Here is a 20,403-nt window from a genome sequence, read left to right as displayed (position 1 = left end):
ACAGTTATAAATAAGTATGTACTGCATTTTACCATAACTGGAACACTAAAAGGTAATAATACCACTTGAGCAAATTGAAAAAGCTTACAAACCTTTTTGTTTATTGCTCCATTTAATTTCACTCTTACTATATGTATGTATTGACTTTCTAATATCATTCCCAAAGGAATATAAATAAAACATGATTGTATAAAACAAGGCACGATCTGCTCGCGCCTTGTTCTTATATCCCATTCTTAACGTGCAGTATTATTCCTTCTTGGAGATTCAAGTAAGAAATAATATAGTTCTGGGAAAACTCCACGTAAAGATTCGATAAGTCTCACTTTATTATATTATGCAACAACTTTGCTGTTTTCCACAAGAAAATCGATTGCTTTACGAACTTTTAGATCTTCTTTAAGTCCTTCAGCGTTTCCACCTAAAGCTTGTTTGATGTTTTCAATCGGCATGTTGTACATTTCAGCCATTTTTGCTAATTCTGCTTCTACATCTTCATCAGAAACTTCAATGTTTTCAGCTTTAGCAATTGCTTCTAGAGTTAAGTTATATTTCACACGCTTCTCAGCATCCTCTTTCATTTGAGCTTTTAAAGCCTCTTCGTCTTGACCAGAGAATTGGAAGTATAACTCTAGATTCATTCCTTGCATTTGTAGACGTTGTTCAAATTCTTGCATCATACGAGAAATTTCATTGTCAATTAAAGCACTTGGAATATCAACTTCAACACCCTCAGCAGCTTTTTCTACTAAAGTATCACGCAGATTGTTTTCTGATTCGGATTTTTTTGCTTCTTCAAGGCGAGTTCTTGTTTGAGCTTTTAATTCATCGAGAGTTTCAACCTCTTCATTAACGTCCTTAGCAAACTCATCATCTAATGCCGGAAGTTCTTTTGTTTTAATTTCATGAACTTTCACTTTGAATACTGCTGGTTTACCTGCAAGATTTTCAGCATGGTATTCTTCAGGGAATGTTACTTCCACTTCTTTTTCTGCTCCAGCTTCCAAACCAACTAGTTGCTCTTCAAACCCTGGAATGAAAGAACCTGAACCGATTTCTAATGAATAGTTTTCAGCAGCTCCGCCTTCGAATGCTTCACCGTCTACATAACCGTCAAAATCGATTACAGCCGTATCACCATTTTCAATTGTACCTTCTTCTTTTACAACTAATTCAGCATGACGCTCTTGTAATTGTTTTAGTTCGCTTTCAACATCTTCGTCTGTTACAGTATCGTCTAATTTTTCAACTTCTAGACCTTTGTATTCACCTAATTTCACTTCAGGTTTAACAGTTACTTTTGCAGTGAAAATTAAGCTTTTGCCTTTTTCGATTTGTTCTACATCGATTTCCGGACGATCAACCGGCTCAATACCAGCTTCATCAACTGCATTTGGATATGCTGTTGGTAAAATAATATCTAACGCATCCTGATATAAAGATTCTACACCAAAACGTTGTTCGAACATTCCACGTGGAATTTTACCTTTACGGAATCCAGGAATTGAAACTTGTTTTACTACTTTTTTAAATGCTTCATCAAGAGCTTGTGTGAAGTCCTCTGCAGAAACTTCAACCGTAAGAACGCCTTCGTTCCCCTCTAATTTTTCAAATTTAACTGACATATTTGCTGTCCCTCCAAAGATCTATCATGATTTGTGCGAATAAGTGATAGGTAAATTGTGGTTGCTTGTCACAGTTTAAACAATCGCCCACTAACATATACCTGTTTTTATGTACGGTAAAAGTAACCGAATACTAAACATGCTTAGGATTTCGCATAAGAAAGAAGGTCAATTTGTCCAAAATTAAATAGACCTTAATTACGATGATCACTATTTTGCAACCATTTTATTATAACATAGAATGAATTCCTTTCAACATATAGCTCATATTTGAAAATAAGAAATTTCTTCTATTTTATATATTTTTTCACAAGCTTCCTGTAAAGATATCGCGGACTTGGCGTAAATTTGTTCAATTTCTTCATCTTCAATAGAAATTCCATGTAGTGAATAACCTACAACATGTAAGGCTGCAGCCCATAGTTTTACATCCTCAGGCTGTGGTAAAAAAGGGTACATAACATATAAATGTCTAATCCATACCTCTTTTACAGCTTCAAAAAGGGTAGGATTTTCACTGCCCAATGTATCATCTAAGTAATTTAATACTTTTTTTGCAAACGGAACATCAGCTGGATCCTTTAGTTTTGCAGGTACAACATTCATCGCTTCCCCAAACTTTACAACCGTTACTTCCTTCTCTAATTCATGCTCGATCATAACATGTAAGATCATCGATTTAATCGTTGGATGTACTTCTTCTCCTTCTAATAGAAGTCTGAGAGTGTTAATATGCTTATTTATATTTCTGTCTCTCAACGAATGCACATATCCCATTTGTTTTTGAGGATCTTGTAATAAATCTTCAACGTACATTTCTTCATTACTTTCTTCGTCTTCTTCCTCTACCAGTATCTCTTCACTATTTTGATTCATTCTACGACTAAATTCCAATAACTTATAAAAGTGTTCGGCACTTTCTGCAGGAAGATGGTTTTCTTCTAGAACCGCTTCAATGGTTGACTGGACTTCCTGGTATTCCCGAAGTTGAATTAATATCGTCAAATAGATTTGTAGTACGGTAAAATAATGCCCGATATCCTCCTGCAGCATTTTTTTACAAATGTCTTTCGCCTCACTTAGTTCTCCGAGTTCCATCAAACAAATAGCCATCCCTAGCTGGATTTCCGCTTTGTCTTCTTTTAACTTTTTCGCTTCTGCGAACATATCTAATGCTGCGTGATATTTCTTTTCTTTTAAAAGAGCCATTCCTTTATCAAGATAACGCTCTTTTAAATTTGGAAATAATACAACATTGTCCTTTTTTTGTTTCATATATGGTCAACTCCAGCACCCTATCTTTGCATACAAGTGTATCAATCCAACAGGTGGAAAACAAGTTTGGGTGTCATTGAATACGGCTAATAACAATGATTTTCAGACATCATGGGTTATAAAAAGTTTGTGGTGCGGATCATTTTCACAAAGAAAATGCTGCAAAAGTGAGAATTAACTTACAGCATTTTAAAAGAATCCAAAAAAGAGCAATCATTATAAAAATGATGCTCTTCTTTCTTCAAACTGTTTAATTTTTTCATCATAATTTAAAGTTAGATCGATTTCATCTTTTCCATATAGAAGCATATCTTTCCAATAAGGGTCTACCTCAAATGATTTGGACAACCCATGATTATCAGAAATTAATTGTTCTCTAAGATTAATCGTTAACACATAGTTGTCATCATTGGTCTTCTCACGTATCACATCTAAATCTGATTGATCTAATGTTATAGGCAATAAACCGTTTTTAAGACAGTTCTGATGAAAGATATCTGCATAAGACGGTGCAAGAATGACTTGAAAGCCATAATCAGACAGGGCCCATGGAGCGTGCTCACGAGATGATCCGCAGCCAAAGTTTTCACCTGCAAGTAAGATTGTGGCTCCTTTGCTTTTTTCTTGGTTTAATTCAAACTCAGGGTTTTCAGATCCATCGTCTAAATATCTCCAATCAAAAAATGCAAAACGGCCATAACCTGTTTTTTCTATTCTTTTTAAGAATTGTTTTGGAATGATTTGATCTGTATCTACATTTGCTCTATTTAATACAGCTACTTTACCTGTATGTGTAGTAAAAGGTTGCATGTTGTCCCTCCTAATGTTGTACTTTTAGATGCTCATCGCATTTTTTTGAATATGACGGACATCCACAAATCGTCCATGTAAAGCTGCTGCTGCAGCCATTGCAGGGCTTACTAGATGTGTTCTAGCTCCTTTACCTTGTCTTCCTTCAAAGTTACGATTTGAAGTTGAAGCACAACGTTCACCTTCTGGAACAACGTCATTATTCATACTAAGACACATACTGCACCCTGATTCTCGCCATTCAAAGCCTGCTTCTTTAAAGATTACATCCAGACCTTCTTCTTCTGCTACTCTTTTTATTTTTTGAGAACCCGGTACAACAATAGCACTTACATTTTCCGGTACCTTTTGCCCTTTAAAGCTTTGTATAATTTCTGCAGCCTGTCTTAGATCTGTTAAGCGAGAGTTTGTACAGGATCCAATAAAGACGTGCTCAATAGTAATATCTTCAATCTTAGTATTTGGTTGTAATCCCATATAGCTAAAAGCACGATTTGCTTCATCAAGTTCTTCAGCATTTTGGAAATCATTTAAATTAGGAGTTTTTTCATCAACACCTACTGACATACCTGGATTTGTTCCCCAAGTAACCATTGGTGCAATTTCTTCACCATTTAATGTTATAACTTGATCATACTCGGCACCTTCATCTGTTCTTAACGTTTTCCAGTATTCTACGGCACGATCAAACTCTTCATCTTTAGGAGCATACTTTCTACCTTTAATGTAAGAGAAAGTTGTTTCATCAGGTGCAATAAGACCAGCTCTGGCTCCCGCCTCAATTGACATGTTACAGATAGTCATTCTTTCATCCATTGAAAGGCTTTCAATGACTTCACCTGTATATTCAATTATATAGCCAGTACCAAAACGAACACCATATTTACCTATAACAGCAAGAATAACATCCTTTGCTGTTACTCCCTTTTGAAGCTTACCTGGTACATGAATATTTAACGTCTTAGGACGCTGTCTCCATAATGTTTGAGTTGCTAGTACATGTTCAACCTCACTAGTTCCAATTCCAAAAGCAATCGCACCAAATGCACCATGAGTTGAAGTGTGGCTGTCTCCACAAACAATTGTTTTTCCAGGTAGTGTTAGTCCTAGTTCCGGTCCAATTACGTGAACAATTCCTTGATCTTCACTTTGCAGGTCAGCTAACCGAATACCGAATTCCTGACAGTTTCTTTCCAAAGCACTAATTTGGTTTTTCGCAACCTCATCATTGATCACAAAACGATTGACAGTTGGGACATTGTGATCCATTGTTGCAAATGTTCGGTCGGGTCTTCTTACTTTACGATTTTTCTCTCGTAATCCTTCAAAAGCCTGTGGTGATGTTACTTCATGAATTAAGTGTAGGTCGATATATAAAAGATCCGGCTTTCCCTGTTCTTGTTGGACGATATGTTCGTCATAGATCTTTTCTATGATCGTTCTTGGCTTCATGGTCATAAACCTCCTTTAATAGATGGAAAATGAGGGGCTGACAATCATAATTGTCATACCCCTCAGGTCCTGATGCAATATATATCTGCATCAGGATTTTATAGTCGGTAAACTTACTTAGAGTAAGCCTCCATAATATTAATAATTGCATGATCATCGGATATTGCATTTTTTATTTCTTCAGCCATTTGCGTAGTTGAAATAGCTTTTTCACCATTTGCAAGATCAGCTGTACGTGCGCCTGAGTTTAAGACGTTATCAACAGCTTTTTCAATTGCCTTTGCTTCTTCTTCCATTCCAAAAGATTGGCGAAGCATCATGGCTGCTGAAAGAATTGTAGCAATTGGGTTTGCTTGGTCTTTACCAGCTATATCTGGCGCTGAACCGTGAATTGGTTCATATAAATGCAAACCTGTTGAAGATAGACTGGCAGATGATAGCATTCCTAGGGAACCTGTAATCATAGATGCTTCATCACTTAAAATATCCCCAAACATATTTTCCGTCACAATAACATCAAATTGTCGAGGCGAGCGGATAAGCTGCATTGCCGCATTATCAACTAACATATGCTCTAACGTTACTTCAGGGTATCTTGCAGCTACTTCTTCTGCTACTTCGCGCCATACTCTACTTGACTCCAGAACATTTGCTTTATCAACAGATGTCACATGCTTACGACGTTTCCCGGCGATCTCAAATGCTGTAACAAGAATTCTCTCGATTTCCTTTCTCTTATAGAACAAGGTATCGACAACTGCATCTTCACCATCTTTAATCACACGCTCACTTGGCTTACCGAAATATAACCCGCCTGTTAGTTCTCGTACGATAACAAAATCCACTCCATTAACATACTCCCTCTTCAAAGGGGAAGAATCTAACAAACTATCAAATGTTGTAATCGGGCGTAAGTTAGCAAATAAGTCTAATTCCTTACGCAATGCTAGTAGACCACGTTCCGGTCGAAGTTCAACAGGATTTTGATCCCATTTCGGACCTCCAACAGCTCCTAAAATGATGGCATCAGATTTTTTACAAATTTCAATTGTTTCTTGTGGCAGTGGATTGCCTTTTTGATCAATGGCCGTACCACCTATCAAACCATAGTTAAATTGAAATTGATGATTGAAATGTTCAGCGACAGCTTTTAATATTTCGACAGTTACATCAACTACTTCTTTACCAATTCCATCACCCGGTAGCAATGCGATTGTTTTTTTCATGTTCTATCCCCCTTCACTCTAAGTTCCTTAATTTTGTAGACCTGTTTTTAAATTTTGGTACATGTTGCACTGCTGCTACATCAACTTTAACGTAACAGGAACACCTGCTTCATTATGATTTAATCAGAGTTTTTCTAATAATTTAGCAATCTCCAGCTTTTTTACGAAACTAAATACGAACCTGGAGATTGCTCACAATCACAGAGATTTATATCAAACAGATTAGTTTTTTACACTCACTGCTTCTTTTTGTTTTTGTTTAGATTTTACAAACGGCATCATAGCACGTAATTTTTTACCAACAACTTCGATTTGGTGCTCATTTTCATTGTTATTAATTGCGTTAAATTGTGGACGATTTGCTTGGTTTTCAAGGATCCATTCTTTTGCAAATTTACCTGTTTGGATGTCTTTAAGAACTTCCTTCATTGCTTCTTTAGAACTGCCGTCTACAACGCGCGGTCCTGATACGAAGTCACCCCATTGAGCTGTATCAGAAATTGAATATCTCATACCAGCCATACCATCTTCATACATTAAATCTACGATTAATTTTAATTCGTGTAAGCACTCAAAGTATGCTACTTCCGGTTGGTAACCCGCTTCTACTAATGTTTCAAATCCAGCTTTTACAAGTGAAGTTAATCCTCCACAAAGTACTGCTTGCTCACCGAATAGATCTGTTTCTGTTTCTTCTTTAAATGTTGTTTCTAATACACCAGCACGTGCAGATCCAACACCTTTTGCATAAGCTAATGCTTTATCTTTCGCTTGACCTGTTACGTCTTGATAAATGGCGAATAATGCAGGTACACCAGCACCTTCTTCATATGTTCTTCTTACCAAGTGACCCGGTCCTTTTGGAGCAACTAAGAATACATCAACATCTGCAGGTGGTACGATTTGGCTGAAATGTACGTTAAAACCATGTGCGAATACTAAAGAATTTCCAGCTTCTAAACCTGGTTTGATTTCTTCTTCGTAAACTTTTGCTTGTTGCTCATCTGGAAGTAATACCATTACTAAATCGCCAAGCTCTGCAGCTTCAGCAACAGATACAACATGATGTCCATCTTCTACAGCTTTATTGAAAGATCCACCTTGACGAACTCCAACTACTACGTCAACTCCGCTTTCTTTTAGGTTAAGTGCATGTGCATGACCTTGTGAACCATACCCAATGATTGCTACCTTTTTCCCTTGTAATGCTGCTTCGTTTACGTCACCGTTATAATATACTTTTGTCATTTTATACTCTCTCCTTCAAATCTTTTTTTAGAATTAAATTAGGTTTCTTGCTATATATGAATCTTTTAAACCTGGCTTAATCAGGCAAGATTACAAACAAATTAAACAATTGAAATAGGAACTTCTTTTGATGCTCTTTGCGTACCACGCGTAAATGCAGTTGTTCCGGTACGTGCAATTTCTTTAATGCCATATGGTTTTAATAAATCGATAAGCACTTCAATTTTCTCAGGCTCACCAGTAACCTGCACAACAACACTTTCTCGACTTACATCAATAACTGTTGCTCTAAATGGTTGAATAAGTCCTTGAATCTCCATTCTTGTTGCTGGTGTTGACATTACTTTTATTAATGCCAATTCTCTGGATACAATGGAGTGTGAAGTAATATCTGTTACTTTAAGAACATCTATTTGTTTATTTAATTGCTTCGTGATTTGTTCAACTTCTTTTTCCTCTTGGACATTTACAACAACTGTCATTCTTGAAACACCTTCTGTTTCAGCATGACCTACTGTAATACTTTCAATATTGTAATGTCTTTTTGTAAACAACCCTGTAATTCTATTTAAAACCCCGGTTTGGTTCAAAACAGTTAATGAGAGGATTCGTTTCATAGTTTGACACCTACCATTTCATGCAGCCCTTTGCCTGTAGCAACCATTGGATACACGTTCTCATCCTTGCATACGTGAATATCAAGTAATACTGGTTCGTCTGATAAGATTGCAGCTTTTAATTTTTCTTCCCAACCATCTTCTTTTACAATTCGAACCCCAGTCATGCCATAAGCTTCTGATAATTTTACGAAATCAGGTTGTGAAACAAACTTAGAATGAGAATATCTTTCTTCATAGAATAGCTCTTGCCATTGTCTAACCATTCCAAGAGCTCCATTATTTAAAATCACCACTTTTATTGGTAAGTTTAATTCATGTATAACTGATAGTTCCTGAAGAGTCATTTGGAATCCACCGTCACCAATAACAGCAATTACAGTGGAGTTACGATCTGCAAGTTGCGCTCCAATCGCTGATGGTAAACCGAAGCCCATTGTTCCAAGGCCACCTGATGTTACCCATCTATTCGGATTATTAAAATTGTAATATTGTGCTGCCCACATTTGATGCTGACCAACATCCGTCGTTACGATTGCTTCGCCATTCGTCCATTTGTGGATAAGCTCTAAAATGTTCTGCGGCTTTAACTCTGAATCACTTTCTCGATAAACAAGTGGATATTCTTTCTTATTTGAAGCCAACTGTTCATTCCACTCTTTGTTATCACCTTGTTTGCCATCTTGTTTTAATAATTGTTGAAGAACTAATTTTGCATCTCCCACAATTGGAATTTGTGTTGGAACATTCTTACCAATTTCAGCCGGGTCAATATCGATATGAGCAATGATTGCCTTTTTCGCAAAATGTTGAAGATTTCCGGTTACACGATCATCAAATCTGGCGCCAACACTGATCAATAAATCACAGTCATAAATGGCCATGTTTGCTGTGTACGTTCCATGCATACCCGCCATCCCTAAAAACAATGGATGATCTGATGGGAATCCACCTAAACCAAGTAAAGTATTTGCGATAGGAATTTGCTGTTGTTCTGCATACTGTCTTAATTCCTCATGGCCGTTTGCATGCAACACACCTGCACCAGCCAAAATAACAGGTTTTTTCGCTCGACTTACAGCCTCGACCAATTTACGGATTTGAAGGTAATTTGGCTCATTAGTAGGTTGATATCCTGGAAGATTTACTTCCATATCATATGAGAAATCCCCTTCAATTGTAGCGATATCTTTAGGGATATCGATTAATACCGGGCCTGGTCTTCCCGTAGTGGCAATATGAAATGCCTCTTTAACAATTCTTGGAAGCTCATTCACTTCACGAACCTGATAATTATGTTTTGTAATTGGAGTAGTAATTCCTAAAATATCCGCTTCCTGGAAAGCATCAGATCCAATCACAGAAGATGCAACCTGCCCTGTAAAAACAACTAATGGTAGTGAATCTATCATCGCATCTGCTAATCCGGTGACAAGATTTGTAGCTCCTGGTCCAGATGTAGCAATCACTACTCCCGGTCTTCCCGAAACTCGTGCATAGCCTTCAGCAGCATGAATTCCGCCTTGCTCATGGCGAGTTAAAACATGGAATAAACCTGAATCATATAAGCTATCATAGATTGGTAATACAGCACCACCGGGATAACCAAAAATAACTTCAACCTTTTCCTGCTTTAAAGCTTCCACAAGCATTTGTGACCCTGACATTGTGTTTGTACATTTGGCAGTTGAGCTGTTCAACTGTACATTTGTACTCATTTTCTTTCCTCCCTTTCCTGGCATATTAGCCCTTTGTATTTTTCACAAAAATTCAATTAATTCAGCATATAAAAAACCTTCCCACCCCTCATAAGACTCCACATAAATTGTGTGCCAAAGGGGCGAAAAGGTTAATAAACTTTTTCGCGGTACCACCCTTCTTCATGGTCATTGTTGACCACCTTACGAACAGAGCATCTGTTCACTTTGATAACGAGTACCGAAGAATGGGACTCGGCTAACCCTACTAAATTTCAGGTTAACACTCAGAGGCGAGTTCATCTTTGGGAATATCACCGGCTTCCAGCTACCCCGGTTCTCTGTAGATACTTTTCCAAAAACTACTTTTCCTCTTCACCGTTTTACTATATGCAAATCATTAGCTTACATGAAGATTTTCAGGTATGTTTTCAACCTTGATACCTTCTTCAACAACTTTCTTCCGAAAAGCTACTAGAAGCTTTTTCGTTTCCACTCCAGGAACACCTTGACCAATCGTGCGTCCATCCACTTTAACAACAGCAATAACTTCTGCCGCTGTGCCAGTTAGGAAAACCTCGTCAGCTGTATACACATCGTGACGGGTAAATGGCTCTTCTCGCACTTCATAGCCCATTTCAGCAGCTATATCAATAATGGCATTTCGTGTAATTCCTTCTAGAGCACCTATATATCCAGGGGGGTTAATAACTTCCCATTTTTTAAGATAAAGACATTGTCGGCAGAACCTTCTGCAACATAGCCCTGGTCGTTTAACATTAATGCTTCACTCACATTGGCCAAATGTGCTTCGATTTTTACCAATACATTGTTTAAATAATTTAGAGATTTTACTTTTGGACTTAATACATCAGGTCTATTTCTTCTCGTTGCCACCGTCACAATTTCAATACCAGTTTCATACAAATGCTTAGGGAATATTGATAGTGGTTCGACAATAATAACAGTATTTGCCCGTTTACAATTATAAGGATCTAATCCTAGGTCACCAGTTCCTCTTGAGACAACTAATCGAATGTACGCATCGCTCAAACCGTTCTTTTTGACAGTTTCAACGACTAATCCAGTTAGTTCCTCTTGTGAGTATGGTATGGTTAGCATAATCGATTTTGCCGATTGATAAAGCCGATCCATATGCTCTTTCATTCTGAAGATATTTCCACTGTATACTCTAATACCTTCAAATACTCCATCACCGTATAAAAACCCGTGATCATAAACTGAAATTTTCGCATCCTCTTTCTTTACAAAATTGTCATTAAGAAAGATCCACTGGTCACCCATAAGAGCACACCTTTCTTTAAAAAGTTCAAAAATTAAACCACTGAACATTATATTTGTAAAGGAAATTATAAATGGAATTTTGAATTTTCCATACTTTTTAAAATGTTCGTGTAACTTTTATTTGAACTTATATTACGCTCAATAAATCCAAGTGTCAACAGTGTTTCACGAATTATTTGATAATTTAGATTACTCATTTTAGTTGTATCCGCTTACATCGTTGGTATAATTGGAAAGGCTATTATCAAAAAAAATTGTGAATTTTTTAAAAATCCGCATATGTATAGATCTTTTCACGAAGAAATTTTCAGGGGTATTTTTCAAGTGGAGAATTTAGTGTTTAACATTTAAGAACATCTTACAACTCTTTTTATTTAAGTAAAACAAAAGTGTAAGATAATCTAACACATTTTTGGTGACTCATGCTAAAGGAAACAAAAAACCTTCCATCAAAAGATGAAAGGTTGTATGTATGATATGAATGGCGTCCCAGGAGAGATTCGAACTCCCGACCGACGGCTTAGAAGGCCGTTGCTCTATCCAGCTGAGCTACTGGGACATTGTATTAAAGATAAACATAAGTGGCAGCGACATTTATTATTATATTTCTCGTTATGATAAAAGTCAATAGATTTTTAAGATTTTTTATGAGGAGGGAGAAACATCTCCCTCACTCTATTGAAAATTCTTTCGTAAGCTCATTTACAATATGACCATTTACTTCAAAAAACGTAACATTAACAAGGTTCTTCTTAATTTCCAGTATAGCATATGTCTTCTGTCTGCGCAGCACTGGAAGACGAATGCTGCCGGGGTTTATCAGTACTACACCATCAATTAACTCAGCACCTGCAATATGTGAATGCCCGTAACAGGCAATTTTAGCATTTGTTTCGATCGCCCTGTATTTCAGATTTATGAGCGACATCTTTACATTATATAAATGCCCATGAGTCATATATAAGGTAGTTCCATGTAAATCTTCAATAATTTCATTTGGTAAACTTGAACCAAAATCACAATTCCCTTTAACACCAATAAACCCTCTTAACTCTTCACAATCATAAGGTAACTCTGAATCACCACAATGCAACATCAAGTCCACTTCATCTTGATGCCTGTTTTTAATGTCTATAATTTCTGAGGTCAATCCATGACTGTCACTCATTATTAAAATCTTCATGCTACCTTCGCTCCGTTTTGAATTCATTTCATTAGTTCTTTTATTTTTCTTAACGCATCTGCCCTATGACTAATCTTGTTTTTCTCTTCTTTTGTTAATTCTGCCATTGTTTTACCTGTGCTATCTATACAAAAAATCGGATCATAGCCGAATCCACCTAGACCTTTTCTTTCTTTCGCAATATATCCCTCACATGTTCCAACAACTGTTTTAGTTTTTAGCCCTGGTACTGATAGGGCTAATGCACAAACAAATCTTGCCGTTCTCTGATTCATATCCACGTTCTCAAGCTTCTTGAGCACAGCATCTATGTTTGCTTGATCATCTTTTTCAGGACCTGCATATCTTGCAGAGTAGACTCCCGGCTCACCATTTAAGTAATCGATTTCTAATCCCGAATCATCTGCAATGGTTATTAGCTGATATTGCTTAGAAATAGCTTCAGCTTTTAGAATACTATTTTCTTCAAATGTCTGACCTGTTTCGTCAACATCAATTGAATCTGGAAAATCCAATAATGATTGAACTTGATATCCAAGTGGAGCAAGCATAGCTTGAAATTCTTTAACTTTACCTTGGTTTTTTGTTGCAATGATTATATTATTCACTTTGACATAACCTGCTTCTTCTCATTTTCTTCAATAAGCAATGAGATGTCTCCCAGTACTTCCTTCTGATGTTCGATAAGTGATTTGATTCCTTTCTCGGCTAGGTCTAACATGCTGTTTAATTCATTTCGAGTGAATGTTGCTTCCTCCCCGGTTCCTTGAACCTCAACAAGTTGACCCGAAGATGTCATAATTATATTCATATCTACTAATGCATTTGAGTCTTCTATGTAATTTAGGTCTAAAATTTCACCAGCTCGAGAATCTACTCCTACGGACACTGCTGCAAGAAAACCTGTAATTGGCAGTGATTTGATTTTTCCTGCTTTCACAAGTTTTTCTAATGCGATAACCATTGCCACATATGCACCTGTTATTGAAGCTGTTCTTGTTCCTCCATCTGCCTGAATCACATCACAGTCGACCCAAATCGTTCTCTCTCCAAGCTCATTTAAATTTACAACTGCTCTTAGTGATCTTCCGATTAAACGTTGGATCTCCATTGTACGACCTGTAATTTTCCCTTTTGACGATTCTCTTATCGTCCGTTGTTCGGTCGCTCTTGGTAACATCGAATACTCGGCAGTAATCCAGCCCTTCCCTTCACCTCTCATAAACGGTGGTACACGATCTTCGACACTTGCATTACAAATAACCTTTGTATTCCCAACAGTGATTAATACAGAACCTTCAGGATGTATGACAAAGTCCTTTATAATGTCAACTTTCCTTAATTGATCTGCTTTACGTTCATCATGTCTCATTTTTCTTTCCCTCCAATGAAACTTTTGTAAACAAGAAATAAGAGGTAGCCTTGTTAAAAGCATACCTCTCTATACCCTTTATATAGTATATCAAAAACATATGATTAAAAACTACCCGTATTCACTTTGGCCGGTCTAGTGACAGGCTCTGTTAGTTTTTCCCCATTTTCATTAATTAACTCTGCCTTTCCATTAACAGTTACTGCCACACTCTCAATACCTTCTTGTTCAGTTAATGTTAAGACCAAAGTATTTAATACGTCTGAAGAAATAATCTTTTGTTCTTCATCAAAGCTGCCGAAGATGGATTCATTAAAATCAAGTGTCACTTTTCCATCTTCATATTTCGGAGCACTTAGCAATTCTACTCCGTCTTGGAAATCACTCATTAATCCTAATGAAGGAGATGGACCTTCAGTTAGTTCATTCACAGCAGAGACAATTGAATCCGTCTCTTCATTGCTTATACGCTTTGTTACAGGAACATAATACTGTTGACCATCTGACTCCGCCATATAGTATACAGTTAATGGCTTAGTATTTGTTATATCTACAACATCAGTCGAGTCATGATTAATGCCATCTTCTCTACTCACGCCATCCTGAATTGGTGTACTGTTAACAGGCATTTCTTTCTGTTCATGTCCGTTCACCCAAATTTTCACTTTTTCTACATTATCAAATTGTGTTAATGTCCATGTAATAGCTTGAAGGATTTTTGCTTCATCTTCTTTTTTATAGTTATTAAATTCTTTAGAAAAATCTGCAACAGCTGTCCCATCTTTTATATTCACACCTAGAACTTGCGTATCAGCCGGTAATACCGCTTTGAATCCATTAGGCAGCATATTAGATACCGGCCCTCCTTCTACCAAATACTCTAGTGATTGTTTTGCAACACTATCAGTTTTGGGAAGATTCATTGAATAAGGGACAACAAAACCACTCTTATCAAATAAATAAAGTTGACTTGTGATCGTTTCTTCAGCTTGATCTGATTTTACATTTTCAGTTTCTACTTTGACCCCTTCTTCTGTAATCGTAACATCTTGTGGTGGATCAATTTCCTTCGTTGCTTGTTCCGCATTGAACAATCCACAACCAGATAGGAGCAATGATGAGGCAAGAACAGTAACTGCAATCTGTTTGTTGTATTTAGACATTTCAATCCCTCCAAAGGCAGTTTGTACTACTATGTATACGAGCTATTCTCTATTTTAGACCGACTTTTTGTACAAACTTATTTTTTACTTTTGGTGAGAAAAACAAAAGCGCAAGCGCCTTGATCAGCCTAGGGCAAATAAGCCAATTTAGAATAGAAGGCGTTCTTTGCCTTCAATTCTAAATTAGCTAGACCCAAGAGGGGCTAGGCGCTGAAGCTAGACACCTACCTAAGTACAAAACTTTATGTTCTTACCTGTAAATAAAAAACACAGTTACGCATTCGCACTGTGTTTTTCGATTCTTTTCAATTCATATTATCTAACGTAATGGACTCAACATGTTGAATCGGATGTTCAAACCATTTTGAAGCTATTTTTTCGAACAACTGCTTTGGACCTGTTGTTAGAAATTTGTGCTCTTTTTCGCCTGATGATTGATTAAGGGTTTTATTAAAGGATAAAATTGTACTTACCTCACGAGCCGTTTCATCTCCGGAACAAATTATTTTCACAGCTTGTCCCATAAACTCTTCAATTTGGTTTTGAAGAATAGGATAGTGTGTGCAACCTAAAATTAATGTATCAATTTTACTGCCCTTAAAAGGTGCCAGAGACTCCTCCACGATCGCTTTTGCTTCTTCCCCTTCATATTCCCCGCTTTCTACTAACGGGACAAATTTCGGACAAGCTAGGCTTTCAATAGTTAGGCAATTATTTAATGTTTTAAGTGCTGTTTCATAAGCAGAGCTTTTAATTGTGTTAAACGTGCCAATAACGCCAATATAATCATTCTTTGTAACCTTTACAGCTGTTCTGGCACCGGGGAAGACAACGCCAATAACCGGGATATCTACAGTATCTTGAATTTCCTGTAGAGCAATGGCTGTTGCTGTATTACATGCGATAACAAGCATTTTAATATGATGATTTTCAAGTAAGTATTTTGTCATTTCCCATGTGAACTTCCGGACTTCTTCTTCCGGACGTGGTCCATAGGGACAGCGTGCTGTATCACCTAAGTAGATGATTTCTTCTTTTGGTAATTGTCTCATGATTTCCTTTGCAACAGTAAGTCCGCCTACTCCGGAATCAATGACACCAATCGGTCTTTTCAATTCATCGCCTCATTCTTAACTCATTTCTTGTTGTAGTTTAATCAGTGATTTCTCTAGAGCATGCAATTCATCTTGATCGAAGTTTATAATCATATCATTCAGATAGTGTTGCCTTTTTTGTATGACTTCTTCAATTATACGTTCACCCTCATCTAACAAGTGAATTCTCACCACTCTTCGATCTTGAGGGTCTTTTACTCTTAACACAAGCTTATTTTTCTCCATACGGTCAATTAAGTCTGTTGTGGTACTGCATGCTAAAAACATTTTAGTAGAAAGTTCTCCAATTGTTAAGTCACCATTTTCCCACAACCATTGTAAGGCAACAAACTGTGGAGGTGTTATATGATAATCATTTAAAATGTCCCGACCCTTTTGTTTAATAATTCCTGATATATGACGAAGCGCCTTTTCAAGATCAGCTACTGTTTTCTTTCGATCATTTGCTTGATTTATGCTGCTCAATCTTTCACCCTCGCTTATATTATTCTTGTATGCATCATTTTTTGTGCACCTTTATATCAATTTTATTTTCCATGTTTTTTTCTTAAATTGCAAGTTAGAGATTTTTCTAGAAATACAAGACAAAATAATAACCGGCTTCCTTTTTAAAAAGGAGAGCCGGTATTGGTTAGAGCTCGAGTTCACCCATTCGAAGGAGCTCAACAACCGCTTGAGAGCGTCCCTTAACACCAAGCTTTTGCATCGCATTTGAGATATGATTTCGAACCGTTTTTTCACTAATAAAGAGCTCACTAGCAATCTCTTTCGTTGTTTTGTCTTGCACTAACAATTCGAATACTTCTCTCTCTCTTTTCGTGAGTAGTGGCTTTGATTGAAACTCTTTCTCTTTCAAGTATTGTAACCCTCCTTGCTAAGGTGAGAGCTGGTCTAACGGATGGGTATATATTTAGTCAACATATACTATGTGAAACCGCGAAGCACTGTGACACAATTCATACGGAAAAGATGATTGACTACGTCCATTTTATGCAGTCATGTTCTATGCACCACTTAGCATTTCTTTTTCTCTCTCTGTCCATGGAACACTTTTACCTGTATGCTTGTTTATTTGTACAATTGCTCCTCTGCCTTGCAAAGAGGCTCTCTCCCAGTTCGTTTATTCCTAGATAATGTAGATCAACGGATGATGTTCCAACTCGATTAATTTTTACATTTAACGTGATCTTCTCATCAAAATAGGTTTGATGTAAGTATTCACATTGGAGATCTGCTACAACAGGAATAGTTTCTCCTTTGGGATCTAACCATTTTTGCATCAATCCATTGTTTTTAAAAAATTCTATCCTTCCTTCTTCAAAGTATGTAAAAGGTGCCGTATTGTTCATATGTCCAAACATATCTGTTTCAGAAAATCTAATTTTTATTTGATGGGAAAACGAAAAACTGTTTTTATACTCTTCATTAAAGATTTTAATAAATGAGACTTTTTTCATTACACTCATCCTTTCAACTTGTATTTACAAAATGCATTATTCGCAAAGTTTGTTGCTATGTAAAATGTTGTAGGGTGGTTGATTTCCGCTACAGGATGCTAGCTTCCGTGGTGCGGGCGGTGAGCCTCCCTCGGCGCTATCGCCTGCGGGGTCTCCTGTTCCGCTACTCCCACTGGAGTCTCGCACCTTCCGCTCCAATCAACCTAATCAGTTGTGTTCAAAAAACTTATTAAAGCACAACAATCCTTTTTGAAAAGACCCTTTAGAAAAGTACCTTACAAAAAAAGAGACTAACTATTAATAAGTCAGTCTCTTCCACTCAATCCTTATACTTGGTCACTACCGAAGAAATTACGGAAGGATTGGATTGCTGTATCTCTGTTTAGTGCTGCAATTGATGTTGTTAAAGGAATACCCTTTGGACAAGATTGAACACAGTTTTGAGAGTTACCACAGTTCGCTAAACCACCATCTCCCATAATCGCCTCAAGTCGCTCAGAACGATTCATTTCACCAGTTGGGTGTGCATTAAATAGTCGTACTTGTGATAATGGAGCAGGCCCAATAAAGTTTGATTTACTATTAACATTAGGACAAGCTTCCAAGCATACACCACAAGTCATACATTTCGATAATTCATAAGCCCATTGACGCTTTTTCTCCGGCATCCGTGGTCCAGGCCCTAAATCATACGTTCCATCAACAGGGATCCATGCTTTCACTTTCTTTAATGAATCAAACATACGTTTCCGGTCAACTTGCAAATCGCGAACCACCGGGAATGTACGCATCGGCTCAAGGCGAATCGGTTGTTCAAGCTGGTCAACTAATGCTGTACAAGATTGACGAGGCTTACCATTAATCACCATCGAACATGCTCCACATACTTCCTCTAAACAGTTCATATCCCAGTTAATTGGTGTTGATTGCTTACCATCAGCATTTACAGGATTTCGTCTGATTTCCATTAAAGCCGATATAACATTCATGTTAGGACGATAAGGAATTTCAAATTTTTCCTGATAAGGGGCTGCATCAGGTGATTCTTGTCGCGTAATAATAAATTGAACTACTTTATTCTCGCTCATTTAGTTCTCCCCCTTTTTGCTTTTTGAATAGTCACGTTTTCTTGGTTTGATTAATGAAACATCAACATCATCATAGTGGAATTCAGGTGCAGTACGGTCACCTGTATATTTAGCCATCGTTGTTTTTAAGAATTCCTCATCATTACGATCAGGGAATTCAGGCTTATAATGTGCTCCGCGACTTTCATTACGGTTATAGGCACCAAGTGTCACAACACGAGATAATTGAAGCATATTTTTTAATTGACGTGTGAATGCCGCCCCTTGGTTACTCCACTTAGCAGTGTCATTAATATTGATATTATCAAATCTTTCGATAAGCTCTTGAATCTTTTCATCTGTTTTTAAAAGTTTATCATTATGTCTAACTACCGTAACGTTATCTGTCATCCATTCACCTAATTCCTTATGAAGGATATAAGCATTTTCGTTACCATCTAAGCTCATAATATTATTCCACTTATCTTCTTCCTGCTTAACATGTCCTTCAAACAGAGTAGAAGATAAATCATCTGCACTCTTTTCTAAGCCATTAATATATTTAACAGCGTTAGGTCCGGCAACCATGCCACCGTAAATAGCTGATAAAAGTGAGTTAGCACCTAAACGGTTTGCTCCGTGCATAGAATAATCACATTCACCTGCAGCAAAGAGACCTGGAATATTTGTCATTTGATCATAATCAACCCAAAGTCCACCCATTGAATAATGAACGGCCGGGAAAATTTTCATTGGAACTTTACGTGGATCGTCACCCATGAATTTTTCATAGATTTCAATAATACCGCCAAGTTTAATATCAAGTTCCTTAGGATCTTTATGAGATAAGTCTAGGTATACCATGTTCTCACCGTTAATACCTAGCTTTTGCTCAACACAAACATCAAAAATTTCACGTGTTGCAATATCACGAGGAACAAGGTTACCATATGCCGGATATTTCTCTTCAAGGAAATACCACGGCTTTCCATCTTTATATGTCCAAACTCGTCCACCTTCTCCGCGAGCAGATTCACTCATTAAACGGAGTTTATCGTCTCCCGGTATAGCGGTTGGGTGGATTTGAATAAACTCACCATTCGCATAATAAACACCCTGTTGATAAACAATAGATGCAGCTGACCCTGTATTGATAACTGAGTTAGTAGATTTACCAAAAATAATTCCTGGGCCGCCGGTAGCCATAATCACAGCATCTGAGCGGAATGATTCAATTTGCATCGAAGTAAGGTTTTGTGCTGTAATCCCACGGCAAACTTGATCATCATCAATTACCGCACCTAAAAATTCCCATCCTTCGTACTTTGTTACAAGACCAGCAACCTCGTAACGTCTTACCTGCTCATCTAAAGCGTAAAGCAATTGTTGTCCCGTTGTAGCACCAGCAAATGCTGTCCGGTGATGCTGTGTACCGCCAAATCTTCTAAAGTCCAACAATCCTTCTGGCGTTCTGTTAAACATTACACCCATTCGGTCTAATAAGTGAATGATGGCAGGTGCCGCCTCTGTCATTGCCTTAACAGGTGGTTGGTTCGCTAAAAAATCTCCCCCATAAACTGTATCATCAAAGTGTTCCCACGGTGAATCTCCCTCACCTTTTGTATTAACTGCTCCATTAATTCCACCCTGTGCACACACTGAGTGTGACCGTTTAACAGGAACTAATGAAAAAAGATCTACTTGAACGCCGGCTTCAGCAGCTTTAATTGTAGCCATTAAACCTGCTAATCCGCCCCCAACAACGATGATTTTATTCTTACTCATAAAGCC

The 20,403-nt window shown here is 37.4% G+C and carries 17 protein-coding genes, 1 tRNA gene, 2 pseudogenes and 1 other annotated feature; all 20 genes and pseudogenes read right to left on the bottom strand.

All coding sequences use genetic code 11. The annotated features are described in order from the left end of the window. Positions 1 to 335: 335 nt before the first annotated feature. On the bottom strand, positions 336 to 1,625 hold the full coding sequence (tig, locus tag AC0L8O_RS04735) for a trigger factor (RefSeq protein WP_473446800.1): 1,290 nt from the start codon (positions 1,623 to 1,625) through the stop codon (positions 336 to 338). 264 nt (positions 1,626 to 1,889) lie between these two features. Continuing rightward, the gene (locus AC0L8O_RS04730) at positions 1,890 to 2,900 is read right to left on the bottom strand and encodes a tetratricopeptide repeat protein (RefSeq protein WP_473446799.1); all 1,011 of its coding nucleotides are present in this window, start codon (positions 2,898 to 2,900) and stop codon (positions 1,890 to 1,892) included. A 216-nt stretch (positions 2,901 to 3,116) separates the two neighbouring features. After that, on the bottom strand, positions 3,117 to 3,710 hold the full coding sequence (leuD, locus tag AC0L8O_RS04725; protein WP_473446798.1) for a 3-isopropylmalate dehydratase small subunit: 594 nt from the start codon (positions 3,708 to 3,710) through the stop codon (positions 3,117 to 3,119). Positions 3,711 to 3,734: 24 nt separating this feature from the next. Next, entirely contained in the window at positions 3,735 to 5,162 is a 1,428-nt protein-coding gene (gene leuC, locus AC0L8O_RS04720; protein WP_473446797.1) for a 3-isopropylmalate dehydratase large subunit, read from the bottom strand. 113 nt (positions 5,163 to 5,275) lie between these two features. Beyond that, positions 5,276 to 6,388: a 3-isopropylmalate dehydrogenase gene (gene leuB, locus AC0L8O_RS04715; RefSeq protein WP_473446796.1), complete on the bottom strand. Its 1,113-nt coding sequence runs from the start codon at positions 6,386 to 6,388 to the stop codon at positions 5,276 to 5,278. 222 nt (positions 6,389 to 6,610) lie between these two features. Further along, the gene (ilvC, locus tag AC0L8O_RS04710; protein WP_026561719.1) at positions 6,611 to 7,636 is read right to left on the bottom strand and encodes a ketol-acid reductoisomerase; all 1,026 of its coding nucleotides are present in this window, start codon (positions 7,634 to 7,636) and stop codon (positions 6,611 to 6,613) included. A gap of 101 nt (positions 7,637 to 7,737) precedes the next feature. Next, positions 7,738 to 8,253: an acetolactate synthase small subunit gene (gene ilvN / locus AC0L8O_RS04705; protein WP_026561718.1), complete on the bottom strand. Its 516-nt coding sequence runs from the start codon at positions 8,251 to 8,253 to the stop codon at positions 7,738 to 7,740. Further along, entirely contained in the window at positions 8,250 to 9,971 is a 1,722-nt protein-coding gene (gene ilvB / locus AC0L8O_RS04700) for an acetolactate synthase large subunit (protein ID WP_473446795.1), read from the bottom strand. The genes ilvN and ilvB overlap by 4 nt, the downstream gene beginning before the upstream one ends. Before the next feature lie 115 nt (positions 9,972 to 10,086). Next, positions 10,087 to 10,338 (bottom strand) — a binding site (T-box leader). 12 nt (positions 10,339 to 10,350) lie between these two features. Further along, positions 10,351 to 11,255 (bottom strand): annotated as a pseudogene (gene ilvE / locus AC0L8O_RS04695) (branched-chain-amino-acid transaminase). Positions 11,256 to 11,737: 482 nt separating this feature from the next. After that, positions 11,738 to 11,814, bottom strand: a tRNA-Arg gene (locus tag AC0L8O_RS04690). 111 nt (positions 11,815 to 11,925) lie between these two features. Next, positions 11,926 to 12,438, bottom strand: coding sequence for a metallophosphoesterase family protein (locus tag AC0L8O_RS04685; RefSeq protein WP_473446794.1), 513 nt, complete (start codon positions 12,436 to 12,438; stop codon positions 11,926 to 11,928). Positions 12,439 to 12,461: 23 nt separating this feature from the next. Next, on the bottom strand, positions 12,462 to 13,046 hold the full coding sequence (locus AC0L8O_RS04680; RefSeq protein ID WP_473446793.1) for an XTP/dITP diphosphatase: 585 nt from the start codon (positions 13,044 to 13,046) through the stop codon (positions 12,462 to 12,464). Continuing rightward, a complete protein-coding gene (rph, locus tag AC0L8O_RS04675; RefSeq protein WP_473446792.1) occupies positions 13,043 to 13,810 on the bottom strand; it encodes a ribonuclease PH in 768 nt (255 codons plus the stop codon). Before rph ends, AC0L8O_RS04680 begins: the two co-directional genes overlap by 4 nt. Positions 13,811 to 13,914: 104 nt before the next feature. After that, on the bottom strand, positions 13,915 to 14,973 hold the full coding sequence (locus AC0L8O_RS04670) for a GerMN domain-containing protein (RefSeq protein ID WP_473446791.1): 1,059 nt from the start codon (positions 14,971 to 14,973) through the stop codon (positions 13,915 to 13,917). A gap of 305 nt (positions 14,974 to 15,278) precedes the next feature. Then, the gene (racE, locus tag AC0L8O_RS04665; protein WP_473446790.1) at positions 15,279 to 16,088 is read right to left on the bottom strand and encodes a glutamate racemase; all 810 of its coding nucleotides are present in this window, start codon (positions 16,086 to 16,088) and stop codon (positions 15,279 to 15,281) included. 15 nt (positions 16,089 to 16,103) lie between these two features. Further along, positions 16,104 to 16,544 (bottom strand): MarR family winged helix-turn-helix transcriptional regulator, encoded by a 441-nt coding sequence (locus AC0L8O_RS04660; protein WP_473448656.1) that lies wholly within the window; start codon positions 16,542 to 16,544, stop codon positions 16,104 to 16,106. Between the two features lie 175 nt (positions 16,545 to 16,719). Beyond that, a complete protein-coding gene (gerE, locus tag AC0L8O_RS04655; RefSeq protein ID WP_003184172.1) occupies positions 16,720 to 16,944 on the bottom strand; it encodes a spore germination transcription factor GerE in 225 nt (74 codons plus the stop codon). A gap of 147 nt (positions 16,945 to 17,091) precedes the next feature. After that, positions 17,092 to 17,545 (bottom strand): annotated as a pseudogene (locus tag AC0L8O_RS04650) (acyl-CoA thioesterase). 326 nt (positions 17,546 to 17,871) lie between these two features. Then, positions 17,872 to 18,633, bottom strand: a complete 762-nt coding sequence (gene sdhB / locus AC0L8O_RS04645; RefSeq protein WP_473446789.1) for a succinate dehydrogenase iron-sulfur subunit — start codon at positions 18,631 to 18,633, stop codon at positions 17,872 to 17,874. After that, positions 18,634 to 20,397 (bottom strand): succinate dehydrogenase flavoprotein subunit, encoded by a 1,764-nt coding sequence (gene sdhA, locus AC0L8O_RS04640; RefSeq protein WP_026561707.1) that lies wholly within the window; start codon positions 20,395 to 20,397, stop codon positions 18,634 to 18,636. Positions 20,398 to 20,403: the final 6 nt, after the last annotated feature.

It is taken from the genome of Metabacillus sp. KJ11-3, from assembly GCF_055808295.1.
This window is presented reverse-complemented; position numbering and strand designations above follow the sequence as displayed.

Bases quoted from the DNA above. Each gene is read 5' to 3' on its own strand.
- AC0L8O_RS04670 (WP_473446791.1), bottom strand. From the start codon at position 14,973: ATGTCTAAATACAACAAACAGATTGCAGTTACTGTTCTTGCCTCATCA.
- tig (WP_473446800.1), bottom strand. From the start codon at position 1,625: ATGTCAGTTAAATTTGAAAAATTAGAGGGGAACGAAGGCGTTCTTACG.
- sdhB (WP_473446789.1), bottom strand. From the start codon at position 18,633: ATGAGCGAGAATAAAGTAGTTCAATTTATTATTACGCGACAAGAATCA.
- leuC (WP_473446797.1), bottom strand. From the start codon at position 5,162: ATGAAGCCAAGAACGATCATAGAAAAGATCTATGACGAACATATCGTC.
- leuD (WP_473446798.1), bottom strand. From the start codon at position 3,710: ATGCAACCTTTTACTACACATACAGGTAAAGTAGCTGTATTAAATAGA.
- ilvN (WP_026561718.1), bottom strand. From the start codon at position 8,253: ATGAAACGAATCCTCTCATTAACTGTTTTGAACCAAACCGGGGTTTTA.
- AC0L8O_RS04685 (WP_473446794.1), bottom strand. From the start codon at position 12,438: ATGAAGATTTTAATAATGAGTGACAGTCATGGATTGACCTCAGAAATT.
- leuB (WP_473446796.1), bottom strand. From the start codon at position 6,388: ATGAAAAAAACAATCGCATTGCTACCGGGTGATGGAATTGGTAAAGAA.
- AC0L8O_RS04730 (WP_473446799.1), bottom strand. From the start codon at position 2,900: ATGAAACAAAAAAAGGACAATGTTGTATTATTTCCAAATTTAAAAGAG.
- ilvB (WP_473446795.1), bottom strand. From the start codon at position 9,971: ATGAGTACAAATGTACAGTTGAACAGCTCAACTGCCAAATGTACAAAC.
- sdhA (WP_026561707.1), bottom strand. From the start codon at position 20,397: ATGAGTAAGAATAAAATCATCGTTGTTGGGGGCGGATTAGCAGGTTTA.
- rph (WP_473446792.1), bottom strand. From the start codon at position 13,810: ATGAGACATGATGAACGTAAAGCAGATCAATTAAGGAAAGTTGACATT.
- ilvC (WP_026561719.1), bottom strand. From the start codon at position 7,636: ATGACAAAAGTATATTATAACGGTGACGTAAACGAAGCAGCATTACAA.